Below are 16,026 nucleotides of genomic sequence, written 5' to 3' on the forward strand. Positions count from 1 at the left end.
GTGATGGATGATGCTCCGGAGGGTGCTGCTCTGTTTTCTTACATTGAAGCTGCTGTCTTAATCCTTCTTGTGATGGATGATGCTCCGGAGGCAATAGCTCAGGAATGGAATAAAATAAAACACAGAGTCTTAATCCTTCTTGTGATGGATGATGCTCCGGAGGATAAAGTCGGAGTTTTCCGACTTTGTAAAGGTAGTCTTAATCCTTCTTGTGATGGATGATGCTCCGGAGGCAAGAAGCCCAATAAGCACAAGGCTGAATTTCAAAGAGTCTTAATCCTTCTTGTGATGGATGATGCTCCGGAGGCTAAACGACCTAATTGCTATAACAACCAAAAGACAGTCTTAATCCTTCTTGTGATGGATGATGCTCCGGAGGAATTGGAGAAAACTACGAGTTGGAGTTTTTGGGCAAAGTCTTAATCCTTCTTGTGATGGATGATGCTCCGGAGGTTGGACCTTCGGCTGTTTACGATTTTGCCCTAACTAGTCTTAATCCTTCTTGTGATGGATGATGCTCCGGAGGCACGTTTGAAGATACTTTAAAAATTGATGGGAGGGTCTTAATCCTTCTTGTGATGGATGATGCTCCGGAGGAGTTCTTTTTCTAATATATTTGTTTTCAGCTTGTTATGCCTGTTCCGGAGAAGGGTAGGCTTGGCTTTCACCGCCAAAAGTGACTTTTCTTTAATCTCTTGCTGCATAGCCGGTAGGGATTACGACACGAATATATTAAAAAAAGAGTGTATTCGGAGGGTCCGTTATCAATTGTATGTCCACATTTTGCCCGATAAGTTTCATCCCCCGTACGTCACTGCTGTTTACGGGAACAAGGATGATACTGTCATCGTTGGCGTACAACTCGTTAACTTCACGCAACGTGTCGTGGATTTCTTCAAATCGTGCGTTTGCGGTCTTGATCAGGTAAACACTTTTCTGGATGCGGGTACAGCCCGCAGTAATGAGGTAGTTCGCGATTTCTCGCCGAACCTTATTGTCGGTAATATCGTACATTATCAGGTAAACCATCGCATCTGCTTTGATAGGGGCGGCCTGGATGATACCAAGAATTTGAGCCACGCGTTCGTTAAGGTCAGGTAGTTGATCGTCCGGAGGAATTCGGCCGGGCGGTGGCTGGATACCTGCTTGCGTAATGTGTTCCAGCCTTTCTTTGAGGCTACGCCGTTGTCTTTTCGCCACATCGTTTTAATTGAGCTGATCAAAACGATCATGGAGTAGTTCCCGGAGTACTTTGGCTGCCAATTCCGCCAGTTCTGCGTGACTGCCGCTTTTGGTTGTTTTGACTATCGTAAAGCCTCTTTTGCCGTAGAAAAGGTTCAGCTCGCACCAGATTCCTTTGTTTGCCATGATGCGCAGCCGCCGGCCGTAACTGATGGCTTCGTTATCCGTTAGCCGGAGGTCGTATTCCGAAAGGTTCTCTTTAAAGTAGTCAATAGCGCTACTGATTTCTTCGGGCTGCACTATCGTTCTTTCCTTACTTGATTTTCGGCGTTTGGGGTTTAGCTTCTGGCGGATGTTCCCGAGGGTCTCTTCGTCCGGGCCGGCAATCGCCTTTTTGTTTTTTGCCGCCGGCTGCGGTAACCGTGGTGCTCTTTCCTGTTCCGTACCTGATGGCAGGGCGAGTGGCTCGGTCAGGTAGTTGTTCAGTTCTACCGGAGCAGCATTCGGATGATAAAACGCTTCGGGGTCGTAGCTCATAAAACAGGCACGGGTAACATCACAGGTCTGGTAGTCAACCACGTGTTCCCAGCCGTGCTCTCTTGCGAATTTGCGGGCGAAAGCCTGATAAAAGGCATGAAAACGCGCCGCATCACTGCAGGGCGTGGCAAGCCGGAAGAGCACTTTGTAGCCATCGCCACCAGGGCTGGTAAAACCAAGCAGCGGCCGGGGCAGCCCCGACAGTTTATCCCGTACCTCTGCCGCCGTCAGGTTTCCGTCCGCCAGGTGGTCCAGGTCAAGAATGAAATAATGAATAGTAGCGAAGTGCTGCTTGCGGCGAATAGAAGGGTGGAAGATGCCGCATACGATGTACGGTAGTGTTTTTTTCAACTGACGATACTTTGCGGTATCCACCGAGGCAATGGTTCGCAAACGGCTGATCATATCCCGGAAAGCTGGTTTCGGGCGCGTCAGGCCCTGAAAAATACGTTCAACGTGAACCCGCTCCAGAGGATCAGACGGAGCAGTAAGCTTTCGGCCCAGCATTAGTGGAGGAAGGTCATAAGTGGCGGGTTGAGACATAGCGGCAAATATTGAATCAGTGCGGAATGTTGTAGTGCGGTGAGGCCCTGTTTAGTGCTCCGAAGGGAGCTTGACGGGCGAGTATTCCAGAAAGAATTTAGCGAGAGCGTGTGCTTCCCTTTGCAGGTGTTCCTGCCGGGATCTGCGGAGTGCGCCACGCTGAATAACTTCGGCGAGGTAGTCGTTTACCGATTGGATGACGATCCGTTTGCCCAGGCCGTCCAGCATCCGGGCCTGTCCTTCCCAGCGGAAACACTCCTCCGTCATGGCTTCCTGCCGGCACAACTGCAGAACAACATAATCCACCCAAATGCGGTAGCGCTCGATGATGTCGTAAACTAAAGCAGGTCGGTTGTAGCCATCACGGTGAAAAATTCCGAGGTATGGGTCTACTCCGGCACGGATCAGAGCGCCTTCAATTTTTCCGTACAGCATTCCGTAGCCATAGTTGAGCATTGCGTTGAAGTCATCGGCAGCAGGGTGTTGGCTTCGGCGTTCAAACCGATAGCCCTCCGGGAGGTAGGCACTGATGAGCTGAAAGTATTTGCGGGAGGCGGCTCCTTCCCATCCCCGCAGCGTGGGGGCGGCGTCCTCCAGCCGGCTGTCATTCAGGGCCTTTACTTTACTGCGGTAGTCTTCCATCGCCCGGATGCCCCGGTTGATGCGCCGCCGCAGCGGGTCTTCGCTGTCAATCTGCAGCGTTAGCAGAAGAGCGACCTGATTGTCGATCTTTTCCCGCACCAGTTCTTTGACCCACTCCAGCGCCTCGGGGCCATAGAAGAAATCGAGTTGCTTGCGGCGGATGTCACTGATGGAACCGAATTTTACGCTCCAGACCCGCCCCTGCGGGTTGCCGCTGTGGTCGACAAAAACAACGTCGATCTGGTTCTCGATGGCCAGCAGCACGGCGTCTGATGTCATCTTCGCGCCTTTGCCTACGTTGATACTACGGATTTGGCTTGGGTTGAGCCGCTGTTCTGCCTGGGCGGTTTTAATCAGGAAATTACCGTGGTCTCGTTGCAACGAAGCACCGTAACTATTCAGGATGATGTGCATACACGTTTGGGAAATTGATTATACGGAACCGATGAATTTTTTATGCGCGGCCGCGGGTGCAGGGTGGAGGGATAAGGAGCCAGGTCACATTGCCTTTGTCCTTCCCTTTGCACCAGCGGCCGCGCCCTTTTCTCTGCCTTTGTCAGTGTATTTTGACTTTCCTGACCGGCTTGCCGCCTTTCCGGATGTGTTTCAGTTCCAGTTGCTTGCTGGCCCGCGTCACGGCGGTGTACAGCCAGCGGTACCGGCTCTCCGGGGGCAGCATGTTGATCGTTTCGCTGAGGTTGAGGAAGATGGTGTCCCACTCGCCGCCCTGGGCTTTGTGGCAGGTGACTGCGTAGCCGAACTTAGCGCGTAGGGCGTTGAGGAACTTATCTTCGCGCATGGCCTCGAGGTAGGCTTCCGATTTTCGCTTCAGCCCCCGCTTGCGGGCCCGCTTGTCGAAATCGATGAGCAGCTTACGAAAATCATCCCCGCTGAAGTTGGCCCGCTGGTCGAACAGGAAATCGTAGAGCAGCGGTACTTCGTGGACCTCTCCGGTATTGACGTCTTCCGCTTTGATGGTCAGGAAGAAGAAGCCCCCCGATTTCCCCAGCGGGCGCGCATCGCGCACCAGTACCTGATCGCCGTTGGCCAGCGGTACCAGGTGATTATTCTGGACAACCTGCAGCAGCTCGTTGCGCTGCAATCGGTGAAGTTGTTTGGGTGGGTACCGCTTGGCCCGGACGATGTTGTTGAGGTAATGGGTTTGCTTGTTGGAGTGGGTAATGATGAGCGCCGCGGCAAAGTCGTCTTTCGTGGCGGCCAGGTAGCGGTCGGCCATCAGCGCCTGGGTGTAGGGGGTGAAGAAGGGCGAGTCGGGCTTTTTCAGCACCGGCTGCCAGTTCTTTCTGGTTTCTCCCCGGTCCACGTAGCCCCGCAGTTCGGTGGCCAGGGCGAGTACGGGGTTGTCTTCCTTCTGCCGGATGACGTGGCGGAGCTCCCGCTCCGTTACCCCGAGGCCGTAGGTGGCGCGCAGAAATTCCGCATCCAGCGCGCTGGAAAAGGGCTCTTTGCCTACCGGCGGCGGCAGCTGTACGGGGTCGCCGATGAAGAGCACTTTATGCTTACCCACGAAGTGGAAGAAGTCGGCCAGCATACTGCCCGAGCCAAAGCGGGTGGCGCTTTCGCCCGAGCCCTCCAGGTGAGAGAGCATACTGGCCTCGTCGATGATGAACAGGTAGTTGTCTTTCGCGTCCTGTTCCGGTTCGCGCAGCCCGAAAGTGAGCATCAGCTGACCGGTCTTTTCGTCGTAGTCTTCGTCCTCGGCGGCCTGCCCGTCGTCCACTCCCTCAAAGCGGTAAATATAGCTGTGGACGGTGGTGGCCGCCACGCCGGTTTTTCGGCTCAGCACCTTGGCCGCCCGGCCGGTGCTGGCCATCAGCACCGGCGTGACGCCGGCTTTGCTTGCTTCGAGGTGCCGCAGCAGGAAACTGACCAGGGTGGTCTTGCCCGTGCCGGCGTAACCTTTGAGGAGGAATACCTGGTGATCATTGCCCGCCACGAAGGCCTGCAGACGGGTGAAGATTTGCTGTTGGTGAGGGGTGAGTTGGAGGGAAGACATGGGGTGATGGATTACGTAATTGAGCAGGCCGCCAACGGGCACTGTGCGATTGTCCTGTAGGGCACAAGAGGCCCTATGGGGTACGAGCCCGCGTACGGGCGAACAAATCAATCCTTCTTGTAAGGGACGGGGCCCTGCGCACTCACTTCAAGGCGTGAGGGGAGGGGAGATCCTTGTTTTGGGGGATGGGTTGGTGTCCATTTACTGGAAGCATACCAAACGCCAAGCGTCTTAATCCTTCTTGTAATGGGTAAAGTTTCGGAGGACTGGGCCTTCTTCGAGATTGAGCCCAACGAGAACAAGTCTTAATCCCTCTTGTGGTGGATGAGGCTCCGAAGTTAAGAAGAGTATCGCCGATACCCGAGTCCTGATCGGCCTTAATCCTTCTTTTGATGGATGGGGCCGTTAATTTACAGGAAGAATACCAAAAGCCAAGTGTCATAATCCTTCTTTTGTAGGCGCGGCTATAGTGGCCAAATGAGTATTTTGACTACAACCCTACTGCAGAGAACTCTAAACATGAATTTACATTGGATTTAACTGCATACGACCTAGTGCCTCGAAAATTTCCTGATTAATTCGATCAAATCCAGAAATGTCTTGCGAAGAAAGAAAAATATCGTCCAAACTTGCAATTAATTGTTCAAGAGATGCACTGTTCTTCTTCAGCTCTTTCTCGATAATAGGCCGACTAACAGGTTCAAAATCGTGTGCGCCAATACTTTTATTACGAAGATCATTAAGTGAAATGATAAGGTTGAAGTTCTTTGCTTCTGTTGGTTCATAGTATTTCCAGATGGCAAGGTAAGCTGGCACTCCTTGAAATGAAATATCTATCTTCCCATTGCCTCCTGGGGCATTCATTTTCTCAGTTGCTTCAAATAAATTGCTATAATTAGCGTCCTGCCGCATGGCCTTAATCTGCGATTCCCACCGCTTTTTGTTGACATTAACCTCTATACCTGGCAATAAACGACCGACTTGTGTTCTCACATATTCCTCAGTAAGTCTGTATAGTCGTAGAAGAAAGTCTACATAGTTTTCGTTTTCGAGCTTAATTCTTGCGTTACGGTAGAGTTCTTTCACCTTGTTTCGCTCCGCGTATTGTATTGACTTGAGTATAGTTCGCTTGAGCTTTGTGTCACGAATAGCATTAGCTTTATGTTTAGCGCGATCAAAATCAAAACCTAGTCTTGCATCGAGAGATTCGGTAGCCTTAATCACATCCTCAGGTAAACTGTTCAAGGTTTTTATCGCAGAATAGTTATAATTTTCGATTAGTCGTTTGGCTTGGTAACTTTCACGTTCTCTCTGATAGTGGATTGGGAAATTGGTGAGCGAAGCAACACCAAATTCTTCAGAGACACTTAATTGGCGAACTTTTTCACCAAATCGGTTAAGAAGTGCAAGCGATAGACTTTGGTTGATGGCGTCTATCCCGCCAAGGTTTAGCAAGTAGAGGTTTTGCCTGCTTGAGTTAAAATTATTAAAAAGTTGATCTGACTTAACGTAAGTAAAGAAACGCAAGCTGTTTTCTACATAGTCCTGTACGCTGTCTGTTACACGCTTAACCTGAAAATCAGTTTCACTCAATTCATCAAAATGTAGGGGTACAATACGTTTGAGTAGCTCAGCAAAGTGGATGCTATCGTTTGCACGATACCGCTCATCGATCTCGGTGGATTGATCTGTTACTATAAAGATAATTTTACCAATCCTATTCAGACCTGGCTTCTCTTCCTCGCTCTCCATTCTCAAAAAATCAAGTGCGGGCTTCAAGATTGGGAATTCCAATTCAAGCAATTGTTTTTGCTTTCCAGAATTGTTCTCGTATCCCTTAGTATGCTTCAGTACAGCTTGCCCGAAAACTCGTGGAATTACAAGTCTATCTATATTGGGGCGATATAATTTCTTCGATTTTTCACCAAACCATTCTTCGGCAGTTGATTTGGGTAGCTGAACATCTCTAGTACCCAATGTCACGATAAGTATATCTTTGTTATTCATTATTTGATGATTTTTAGCCCACGTTGTGCTATTATTTTTTTCCCTTGGAGCATTACTGTAATTTCTACAATTTTGCCCGTAGCGACCCCGGCAGGGTAAGAAATTTCAAGATTGGTGTTGTTGTGACCTTCTAACTGGGGTGCGACAATTACTTTATTTCCTCGGGTATTCTTAACTATGGCTAAAACCTTTACACCACGTTTTAGCTGCTTCACAGTTTTCTGCACCAGCTTAGGCTTAGCATCAGGTGTTGACGTACCTGCCGGAAGTTTAGCAGAGGACACTTCTTGCGTTACGGGCTTATTTATGATAGTTGCTTGTTTTTGTTGCCTTTCCTTTTGCTGGCGCTTGAGGTGAGGTGCTGCGGCTTCTGGAGTCAGCAGCTGGATGAATCCAAGCAGATAAAAGCGGTAATCCTCTTTTTGCTCATCCCAGTCAAAGGCTAGGCGGCGGGATTTCATTCTTTTCTCTTCGATTATTTCTTCTCCTCTTCTCTTTTTTTTGAACTTAAGGGGTATTGACAGAGTAGAAAGATGATTTTCAACTTGATAGTCTCCGGTGACTGCATGAAAGCCGGAACCATATCCAAGCCTGAGGAGTGGACTGTTAGCCGAATTAACCGCTTGAAGCCTTTTTAGTTCCTTAAGAATAAGGTCAGACTTATCACCCTCTAGCTCCGTGAAGAAATCGATTTCTCGTTGGAGATATTCACTGGTGTATTCATAGAGGGCAGTGAAGAAATATTCCAAGGGAGAGGGAGTCGTAAGTAGTTGAGTGGCCTTTGCAGGAACGCTCCTGATTGTTCGCTTATTTTGTCTTGAAATCCCTTGGTCTATCTTACGTTGCTCTTCTTTAGCAGCTTGTCGGTATTGCGCTAAATCACTGGACCGAAGCCTCAAGCGAAGTTTACCAACTTGTCCCGGAGGAACAGTTTGTAGAGTGGTGGCGAAACCATCATTCTGGAAATCATTTTCGTTGTTACCGCTACCTGATCGGTATTTCCATCTCCCTTCCCAACGCTCGCTCCTCCTATCTAAATGACCGTTATAGACCCGGGAGTTATACAATTTTCCAGGATGGTCAAAATAAACATCACTCACCTGAACGAAGCGCATAATCGAGTTGGCAAACTGTCCGAATACGTCTCGATCGTTATTCTGAGCAATGCTACCACCAAAGGCTTTGAACAGTGCGGACCGGATACCTCCTTTAAGAGATGTGCCGGGCAGGTAAGGAAAGCCGGTTTTGCCTTCCGCGATCATGCGATGTAGTTGCATTCCGCTTCCCTCAATTTCTCCAACCTTGCCACAATAGTCGGGATACTTACGTAGTCCCCGCTGTCGCAATACTTCCTTAAAGCCAGCTGGACCTTTTTCCAGGGCCTGTACATAGTAATCTAAACCGATACGTTCGATAACCTTGCGCTCGTTCACTTTCCAGATAGTGGTAGGACCATTGTCTATTCCTTCTTCAAAGTAGTCAAAGCCCTTATCCCAATGCTTTTCCTGTTCTCCCCCAATGTGCAGTGGCGTTTGGGTGAGCACGTAGAGTTCGTAAGTATTGTTCGTCATTAGTTAACAGGTTTGCAGGGTAGAAAAATGGCTTGTCCGTTACGCCAAACCGGATGGGGTAGTAAAGGCTGGCCGTTTTCATCTAACGGCCCAAGGTTGATAGCTTTTCTCCCGGCTTGTTTGTCTGAGGTCTTTAGTACGCTCCCCTCCGCTAGCATCCCGATTGACCGTTTACGCAACGTGCGGCCATCTGCCCCCGTCACCCATCCTCCGCGCCGCACAACGCGGTAAGTAGTTTTAGCCCCTTCTGTATCGAGCATACTGCTGAGTTGAGCAGCGTTCTCGGGGCAGAACAAAGAAAGGTTTACAGCATGAGAAGCATCCTTAGGGTGTTCCAACGTGATGTTATCGTGCTTAAATTCAAAAAGGCCATTGCCAACGCTCCGGTCAGTACCCAGTCCTTCATTTTGTAACAAATGCAAGGCACTTTCGAGGCGTTGTTTTGCCGCATCGTCGCCATCAAAAAGGAAGAAAAGCCCCGCCTTGGAACTGAAGAAGAGTCGCTGGCTGATAAAGGGAATAGCATCTTTTTCTTCACGAGAAACCGTCACCCGTTGTCCAGTTGTGGCCGTCGCAACGGGATTTTTCTCCGGCAGTGTGGAAGAAGTCAGATATATCCCTTGCAAATTAGGTTGTCCTGAACCACCGAAATCAACCGGGGTGCCATTCAGTAAATGTCCAAGATATTCAGTGTCCACCCAGCGTACCCGCTTGAGCTTTTTGGCGTAGTCGATCTCGTCTTTGCCGAGGTCAAAGTTTAGAAGCGGCTTCGGAAAGAAGTAAATAGTCTTACCTGAAGTATCCTGCCCAAAAGGGAAGCAGGAACTGAGTGTATAGCCCGGTCCTTCTAAACCTGGTACTGGCTCGCCCATTTTAGCCATAGTGGCCAAGAGCGCAGCGTGAAGGCTGTCTGAGTGCAAAAAGTCGGCACTCTTTGCGTAATCATCCGGTCGGTCGTCTCCTAGATGGACCGGACCAGTGAAGGTGAGTCGGTATAGTTGGTAGGAAGTAGATACTTTGCTCATGTTCAACTTACTTGGCACCTGCGTACTCGCCCGGATATAATATCTGGGGCTTTTCAAAGTCCATATCGATCTGTACCTGCCCGTAGCCCCGTGAACCGCTACCTCCCAGATAGTCCGCCTCCAGTAGTTGAATGCCCTCTTTTAGCAAGGCGATCTGTTCAGCTTCGCTGGCCTCGTCTTCGCCAGACCAGATATTGACGATAAGCTCTATGCTGAAAATGGAACCGACTGGTACTCGCTCTGTTTTACGAGGATTACCCGCTATTCCCTTCACCCGGTCAATCGAGTTTTCAAACTTTACTTCCGTGTAAGGATAATCGGTATAAATTGATTCACTTAGGGCTTTTTCACTCTCTTCGGTCAAATAGCTATCCCGAACGATAAGACGACTGGCACGGTTATCAGACTTCTTATTTTCGATGTTCCCAAAGAGTTTATTTACCTCTTCGCTATCACCGACATTAGCAGCCCCTCGAGTCTGTTCTAACAGACTCCGAATTTTTCCTTTGAGGGAACTTCCGGGAATGTAGGGTTGGTTGTTATCTGGGCGACGCACTACCGTACGGTCAATTCCGCCAATATCAACCTGTTCGTTACTGTCACCGATGTACAAGCCAGATAGCAAGTGTAGGGAGCCTTTGAAGGCGATTTTTTTGATTAGTTTTTTACTCATTTGATAAATTATTGTGCACCATTATTTGCTTTGTGAAAGGCGACTATGGCCTCAATCATTTTGATAAAGCGAAGGAATTTGCTTTTATCCTGTTCAACTGCTAATAGGCCAGGCATTACAAGGTCTTTGAATTCCTTAACTCCTGGCTTTCCTTTACGTCCTGTATCATACGCTAGCCGTGCGCGGAGCATCGGAACGTCATTATTATACTTTTCAAAATCACCTTCTATTCTACGTATCTCTCCGAAGAATCGGCGAAGGCTGGAGGCAGTTAATTTTTTCTCTACGAGGTACTTTCCCGCCTCTTCCGCCCAGTCTACAGCAGCATTATCAATAGCATGTGCATCAGTTATCCACTTGGTATCAATTTTTCGCGGCGGCGGCTTACGATTAGCTTCACGATCTCTGTTCCGGTTTCTGTTATGGTCAGGCATTGGCAGTGGTTTTAAGTTTAAGTTCCAACTCGGCCCAGCGCGACGCCACTGCGGCGAGTTTGAGATAGTGATCGGCACCGAATGCGTCGTTGTGCAATAATTCCTGGTTTAGTTTTTCGATGAAATCCCCGATGGCTTTTTGGTTTTTATTGTACCGATCAGCCATCCGTTTCAGGGTGTAGGCGGTCCTCCACTTATAGCTGAAGTCCACAGCATTAGTTTTAGGATCTGGTAGGCTCTGTACGTAAGCTTCCTGAATCGTGTGTAAAATTGCACGATTAAGTCCATTGGCTTCGTGTTCTAATAGCTCTGTTTTAAGCTTCTCGACTGCGGGAAATTCTTCATCCCAATTTAACGCTATTCCGAAGATTGCGAGTGCATTTTTAGGTTGCTCATCAGAATTTTTGGCCTTGAAGCGGTGGGATTTTGCCCGATCTTCCTCATCTCCGGCCATCTCAGCCGCCCGATAGATAGGATATTTATGATTCACTATACTAATACCTGCTGAAATCGTTAGGTCATCACGACCAACAAAATCCCGAAACTCTTCTCGAATGCGTTTCCCGAAATCGATGATACGGTCCCAGCGGCCGAGGGCAAAAACGTCGTCACCGCCTGAATAAACTATGGAAACCTGATTTTTAAAATCTGCCTCTTCCCGGATTATGTTGATATAGCCGCTGAAGAAGAAATCTAATTGAGCGGAGAGCGTAGCGTAGGCGGCAAAACTCTTGTCTTTATCCGCGAAACCTTTGATGAAAAGCTGCCCGAGACTATCCACATCCATCCGTAACACACCTAGCAAAGCGTACTGCGGGTCTCCGCTTTTGGAATCTTTATACCAGCATAAGTCTTCAAACTCAGCAACTTCCTTTCTTCCGCGGGCGTCCGGCTGACTGTTACCTCCATAAAAGCAAAAGCCATAGCCTCCCTGTTGAGCCGCAGGGGGTAAAAAGTTGGTGCTATTCAATCGCAGACGTTGTTCTCCGGATCGGGCTTCCCCTGATTCGGCTCGCAGACCAAGTACTCGGTCTAACTTGGAAAAGCTCAGATCATGGCTAGCCTGATTTGCATAAAGCAGATAGTTGGCATTTTTGAGTTTTTTGCCTGCGGAAATGTGGTCGTTTACCCTTTGAGTAATTAATGGGCTGTCCTTATCTCCCTCATTAAGTCGGTTGCCTTTCCCTTTTGGAATGGGAACTCCCGTCACTGCACAAAGCTGATCGGTACTACCAGAAAGTAAGGCTGGCTCACCCTTTTCACTAAAAATATCCTCAAAGGATGATTGTAGTATTCGTTCGTAGCGGCGGTTTTTTTGCTGACTAGCGCGATCACTTACGGCCTTCCACAGCGCACCAAGACTTTCCAAGCCATCGTCTGAAACAACCTGCGTTCCCCGAAAGCCAAACACAACTTCTCCCATGGCTGGGAAAATACTGCCGCCTTCTTCATAGTAAGCCTGGTCTTCAATAAGATGACGTGCTCGAGCCAAGCCTTTAGTTACCGCTTCCGTATTAGGTAACAGATAATAGGCTTTGCCTCCGGAAGCATACAGTATGTTTGGGTAGTGTTGATTGGTTTCCCGTAGCAGTACGGTCGTCATTTGCTCAATGAGAGCGGTAAGAAAAAATGAACGTCCTTTCAGGCTTTTGTAAGCTTTACTGCTGGATATGTCGTAGATAAATGACTGGATACCGCTCAGGTCTAAACAAATCATCTTAATAAGAAGATGATCATGCTCCTTAATAGATGCAGTATTTATCTGCTTTTCAGTACTGAAGTCGTGTAGACACGTTACTAATGCGGCAGTTGTCTTTAGATGCTCGTAAAGATTAATCGTGCGTACCTTACCAGTGTTCATAGGAATACACGAGCAATACTTACGTAGTACCTGCTGTAGAGTAAAAAGAAAATCTTCAGCAGATTCAGTAGGGATACGTGCAAAATCATCCCTGAAATCGCTCCAAAGTTTACGATAAGATTTGTGAACCTTTTCTACTTCCGAAGCGGTAAACTCTTCATTAATCAGAAATGGCTTGGTGCCCTCAATCGACAATGAACGCACTGGTAAAGTTCTATCGGTTGCCTTCTGCCCACTTATTTTTGCACGACTAAATATTGATTGCAAGAGGAGCCTTTTTGATTCAGTACTCCCATTGGGAACAGAAAGTTCGGCTTCTACTGATTCATTGCCAGAACACCAAGTACTAGCAAGTTGTAGCATTTTTTCAGGCTCTGTGCTTGGTAGATTATAACGAGCTGCTAATTCTGATAACTTTCCCAGACTAGTTTCCCAAAGTCTTAGTTTCTTGAACTTATCTGAGAAGTCTTCCAGAAATTGGTAAGTCCAGAGCACATGTTGAAAGGCGGGGATACCATTATGATCAACAGGTGCAAATGAACGAAGATGAGTTTCGTCCAAATTCTTAATCGCAGAGCCCTCGAACAAGGGACTATCACTACGCTGCCAGAATTTGCCAATACCATGTAGTAAAGCTGCTAGTATCAGTTGCTGTTTTTCGGTAGAAGTAGTTGTGGGCATCAGATTTTTATCGTGAAAATTTATTGGGTACAGGGGAAAGGCTCAATAGGTTGTTTCTCGTTAGGTTTTACTGTTGCTTAGCTCAGTTGCTAAGATGTCGGGTGATTGTTTAGCTTTCGGTTTACGAGCAGTGCGCAAAACACCAAAACCCATACTGGCCCCCTTGCCTAAACCAATATATTCAGGCAGGCTTAAATTGACCGAAAAGTCAATATTAAAGGTACGAATGGATTGTCCTTTGAAAGAACGCCAGCTAACTCTACCTAGCTTTCTTATTTTCACAGTAAGGCGTTCCTCAACTCGAAATCCCATTCCTTTACATGCTGATAAAATATTGCCTGTAAGAATTTTTTCTAAAAAGGCTACCTGCTTACTCAAACTCTCTTTTTCGAGTTTTTGCCACTGTGCGTAGTTTTTCTGATTGAGTGCCTGCCAGTCGAATAGACGATACTCTATGTCACTAGACCATGTCTGTAATAACACCTGCTGTAAGTTTACTCGATCTACCGAAAGCGCTTCTTGTCTTTTCCCAATCCGTAACGATATTTCTTGTTTTCCCAGAAAATGATGAATTAGATCAGTGCCTTCTTCCAGGCAAAAAAGAGCAGCCTGTCGATTGACACTTTTGTATTGGATTAGAGGGTAGCGATAATAATAGGTATTGTCGCTACGATGGTTGTGGAAGATATTGTGTTCCCGGTCAGTAGCTTCAATAACGGCTGCACGGAATTGACTAATCTCATCCGGAGCGAGAGGGGTCGCCAATTGAATGAACAGGGTTTTTATTTTTTTCATTTATGCTTGGATAAGGAGATTTGTATTATCACATGAGAGACTCACTACCTGAATAGTCGTAAGGTAGCGTTCTACAGTGCAAAGAGTCTGCATTTGTAGTTAGGAAAATGATAAATATCAGAGAAGGCCTCAGCGTTTGTCTTAAAGCGGACATACGACTGAATGCCCTGCACTTTCGCTCCGTAGAGATATTGGGTCATAGTGTATTAGCTGTTTAGGGGTTCGACGATGCCATGGCCAATGCTTACGCCTTTGCCGAGTCCGATCCAGGTGGGGAGATTTACGTTGGTGGAGAAGTTCAGATCAAAAGCCAGCAGTTGCTGGCCCTTAAATCGGACTATCCGGGGAAGACTGAGCTTTTCGAGAGAAACATGGACCTTGCCGTCGACCCACCAATTGATTCCTTTTGCAAAAGCCAGGATATTGCCTCGTAATGTTGCGGTAAGCAACTCGGCACGAACTTCATCCTGACCTTCCAACGATTGCCAGCGGGTGTACCGCTGCTGATTGAAAGGCAGGTAGTTTGAAATCCGGTACTCAATAGGGGAGGCGGTCAATGAGACATCACAGTAACGGAGTTGCATATCCATTACCTTAAATGTTTGCTGTTTGCGGCCTATTCGCAGGTCGAGATTCTGTGCCTGAAATAGTTGGTGAATATCATTTGTGCCGTCCTCCAGGCAAACAATGCCGGCATGTCCCTCTTCCAGAAGCTTGTACTGGATTAGTGGGTAGCGATAGATGACTTTTGTATCGTTATCCTTGTGATTGTGAAATAAGTCACTTTTTCGCTCCGTCTTTTCGATGACGGCGGAACGAAAAAAACGTACTTCATCAGGGTGGATTCGCTTGTCAAATTGTACCGATAGGTAACGGATGGGTTTCAATGTTTAATGGGTTGTTTTTTAAGAAGTAGAAACATCATTATCACGTTTCGGCTCCAAGGTAATACATTAGCGTGCAAATTCACTGCACTCTTAAAATAAATTATGAGCAAAACTGCCCAAATACGATACAGAGCTATTGATCGCGCGCTACGGAAAAATCCCGATGGTTTATCGTGGCAGCAATTAGCGACCGCATGTTATGAAATTTATCTTAAATGTGGACTTGAAGATCATGACCCTCCCAGCAGGCGTACTGTTTTGGAGGACATTCGTACATTACGCAGCGGTGCACTTGGGGAACCAGCACCGATTGAATACCGCAAAGGGTATGGCTATAGCTACTCTGATAAAGGCTATGTGTTTCAAAAAGTCTCTCTTGAACCTGAGGATTTAGCAACTCTGCTAAGTCTCGAGGATTGGGCCAGGCAACTCACTTACGGCCAACTGCCCGCTGGGTTCTCCGACACCATTCATCGTCTTATTGAACGTCTTCACACACCATCGTCCGCTCATTACTCAGGTGTGCAACTTGACCGGCCGGGAGGACTCGATGGCCGCGAAAACATGCCTCCACTCCATAAGGCAATTCTGTCACGCAAAGCGATCAGGATCACTTATCAGGAGTATCTGGCTGAGCCCAGGGAGAATATATTGAGCCCGTATTTGCTTAAAGAGTATAACCGAAGGTGGTTTGTGTTGGCGTACGATCATGATGCGCGCCAACTCTGGACCTTTCCGCTTGACAGAATCACGAGCGTAACAGAACTCTTTCTGACTCCATTTTACGATGCTTCATCCCTAAAGCCACTTAGTTGGTTAGACCCGATTATAGGTGTCATCAGACCACCGGAGAAGGAGCCAGTAAATGTCAGACTAAGAACTACTCAATTACAGGCTTGCTACCTCCGCACAAAACCTCTGCACCGTACCCAGGCTGAAGTCTCCCAGGCTAAGGCTTTATACCCGGAGTTTACCCTTCAGGTTATTCCGAATCCTGAATTGGAAATGCAGTTACTGAGTTTTGGTGACGCGGTGGAAGTAGTTGAGCCAGTAAGCCTTCGTCAGCGAATGTTTGAGCGGTTGAAGAAAGCGATGGCGGTGTATGAACAATAGAGTTGTCCGTCTTCAGCAGGGTAGGAGGCGAATTGCTCGTTTGCTGTTTGGAACCAGG

At 47.8% G+C, this 16,026-nt stretch carries 13 protein-coding genes and 1 CRISPR repeat array (1 of these 14 running past the window's edge); of the genes, 1 reads left to right on the top strand and 12 read right to left on the bottom strand.

Annotated features, from left to right (window positions below):
• A CRISPR array of direct repeats spans positions 1-597; the repeat unit is 37 nt; unit sequence GTCTTAATCCTTCTTGTGATGGATGATGCTCCGGAGG; it begins 2,888 nt to the left of the window's first position.
• 135 nt (positions 598-732) lie between these two features.
• From cas2 to FUA23_RS16680, 12 genes are all read right to left on the bottom strand, one after another.
• Positions 733-1,200 (bottom strand): CRISPR-associated endonuclease Cas2, encoded by a 468-nt coding sequence (gene cas2, locus FUA23_RS16625; protein ID WP_147931891.1) that lies wholly within the window; start codon positions 1,198-1,200, stop codon positions 733-735.
• A gap of 6 nt (positions 1,201-1,206) precedes the next feature.
• Entirely contained in the window at positions 1,207-2,262 is a 1,056-nt protein-coding gene (locus FUA23_RS16630) for a CRISPR-associated primase-polymerase type B (RefSeq protein WP_147931892.1), read from the bottom strand.
• Positions 2,263-2,313: 51 nt separating this feature from the next.
• Complete coding sequence (cas1, locus tag FUA23_RS16635) at positions 2,314-3,318, bottom strand: CRISPR-associated endonuclease Cas1 (protein WP_147931893.1); 1,005 nt, start codon at positions 3,316-3,318, stop codon at positions 2,314-2,316.
• Between the two features lie 142 nt (positions 3,319-3,460).
• The gene (locus tag FUA23_RS16640) at positions 3,461-4,921 is read right to left on the bottom strand and encodes an ATP-dependent DNA helicase (RefSeq protein WP_147931894.1); all 1,461 of its coding nucleotides are present in this window, start codon (positions 4,919-4,921) and stop codon (positions 3,461-3,463) included.
• Between the two features lie 525 nt (positions 4,922-5,446).
• Positions 5,447-6,928 (bottom strand): hypothetical protein, encoded by a 1,482-nt coding sequence (locus FUA23_RS16645; protein ID WP_147931895.1) that lies wholly within the window; start codon positions 6,926-6,928, stop codon positions 5,447-5,449.
• A complete protein-coding gene (locus FUA23_RS16650; RefSeq protein WP_147931896.1) occupies positions 6,928-8,499 on the bottom strand; it encodes an RAMP superfamily CRISPR-associated protein in 1,572 nt (523 codons plus the stop codon). Before FUA23_RS16650 ends, FUA23_RS16645 begins: the two co-directional genes overlap by 1 nt.
• Positions 8,499-9,524: a type III-A CRISPR-associated RAMP protein Csm4 gene (gene csm4 / locus FUA23_RS16655; protein WP_147931897.1), complete on the bottom strand. Its 1,026-nt coding sequence runs from the start codon at positions 9,522-9,524 to the stop codon at positions 8,499-8,501. Before csm4 ends, FUA23_RS16650 begins: the two co-directional genes overlap by 1 nt.
• 7 nt (positions 9,525-9,531) lie before the next feature.
• The gene (csm3, locus tag FUA23_RS16660; protein ID WP_147931898.1) at positions 9,532-10,197 is read right to left on the bottom strand and encodes a type III-A CRISPR-associated RAMP protein Csm3; all 666 of its coding nucleotides are present in this window, start codon (positions 10,195-10,197) and stop codon (positions 9,532-9,534) included.
• 8 nt (positions 10,198-10,205) lie between these two features.
• On the bottom strand, positions 10,206-10,631 hold the full coding sequence (csm2, locus tag FUA23_RS16665) for a type III-A CRISPR-associated protein Csm2 (protein WP_147931899.1): 426 nt from the start codon (positions 10,629-10,631) through the stop codon (positions 10,206-10,208).
• The gene (gene cas10 / locus FUA23_RS16670) at positions 10,624-13,173 is read right to left on the bottom strand and encodes a type III-A CRISPR-associated protein Cas10/Csm1 (protein ID WP_147931900.1); all 2,550 of its coding nucleotides are present in this window, start codon (positions 13,171-13,173) and stop codon (positions 10,624-10,626) included. The genes csm2 and cas10 overlap by 8 nt, the downstream gene beginning before the upstream one ends.
• 60 nt (positions 13,174-13,233) lie before the next feature.
• Positions 13,234-13,968 carry a CRISPR-associated endonuclease Cas6 gene (locus tag FUA23_RS16675; protein ID WP_147931901.1) on the bottom strand — a complete coding sequence of 245 codons (735 nt, stop codon included), beginning with the start codon at positions 13,966-13,968 and terminating at the stop codon, positions 13,234-13,236.
• Positions 13,969-14,174: 206 nt separating this feature from the next.
• Positions 14,175-14,855, bottom strand: a complete 681-nt coding sequence (locus FUA23_RS16680; RefSeq protein WP_147931902.1) for a CRISPR-associated endonuclease Cas6 — start codon at positions 14,853-14,855, stop codon at positions 14,175-14,177.
• Positions 14,856-14,957: 102 nt separating this feature from the next.
• Between FUA23_RS16680 and FUA23_RS16685 the strand changes: the two genes are divergently transcribed.
• Entirely contained in the window at positions 14,958-15,968 is a 1,011-nt protein-coding gene (locus FUA23_RS16685) for a helix-turn-helix transcriptional regulator (protein ID WP_147931903.1), read from the top strand.
• Positions 15,969-16,026: the final 58 nt, after the last annotated feature.

Origin of the sequence: Neolewinella aurantiaca, assembly GCF_008014675.1 — a bacterium.
Lineage (GTDB): Bacteria > Bacteroidota > Bacteroidia > Chitinophagales > Saprospiraceae > Neolewinella > Neolewinella aurantiaca.

What these genes read in the sequence shown, in the direction of transcription:
- FUA23_RS16630 (WP_147931892.1), bottom strand. Translation starts at nt 2,262, where the DNA reads ATGTCTCAACCCGCCACTTATGACCTTCCTCCACTAATGCTGGGCCGA.
- cas1 (WP_147931893.1), bottom strand. Translation starts at nt 3,318, where the DNA reads ATGCACATCATCCTGAATAGTTACGGTGCTTCGTTGCAACGAGACCAC.
- FUA23_RS16640 (WP_147931894.1), bottom strand. Translation starts at nt 4,921, where the DNA reads ATGTCTTCCCTCCAACTCACCCCTCACCAACAGCAAATCTTCACCCGT.
- FUA23_RS16645 (WP_147931895.1), bottom strand. Translation starts at nt 6,928, where the DNA reads ATGAATAACAAAGATATACTTATCGTGACATTGGGTACTAGAGATGTT.
- FUA23_RS16650 (WP_147931896.1), bottom strand. Translation starts at nt 8,499, where the DNA reads ATGACGAACAATACTTACGAACTCTACGTGCTCACCCAAACGCCACTG.
- csm4 (WP_147931897.1), bottom strand. Translation starts at nt 9,524, where the DNA reads ATGAGCAAAGTATCTACTTCCTACCAACTATACCGACTCACCTTCACT.
- csm3 (WP_147931898.1), bottom strand. Translation starts at nt 10,197, where the DNA reads ATGAGTAAAAAACTAATCAAAAAAATCGCCTTCAAAGGCTCCCTACAC.
- csm2 (WP_147931899.1), bottom strand. Translation starts at nt 10,631, where the DNA reads ATGCCTGACCATAACAGAAACCGGAACAGAGATCGTGAAGCTAATCGT.
- cas10 (WP_147931900.1), bottom strand. Translation starts at nt 13,173, where the DNA reads ATGCCCACAACTACTTCTACCGAAAAACAGCAACTGATACTAGCAGCT.
- FUA23_RS16675 (WP_147931901.1), bottom strand. Translation starts at nt 13,968, where the DNA reads ATGAAAAAAATAAAAACCCTGTTCATTCAATTGGCGACCCCTCTCGCT.
- FUA23_RS16685 (WP_147931903.1), top strand. Translation starts at nt 14,958, where the DNA reads ATGAGCAAAACTGCCCAAATACGATACAGAGCTATTGATCGCGCGCTA.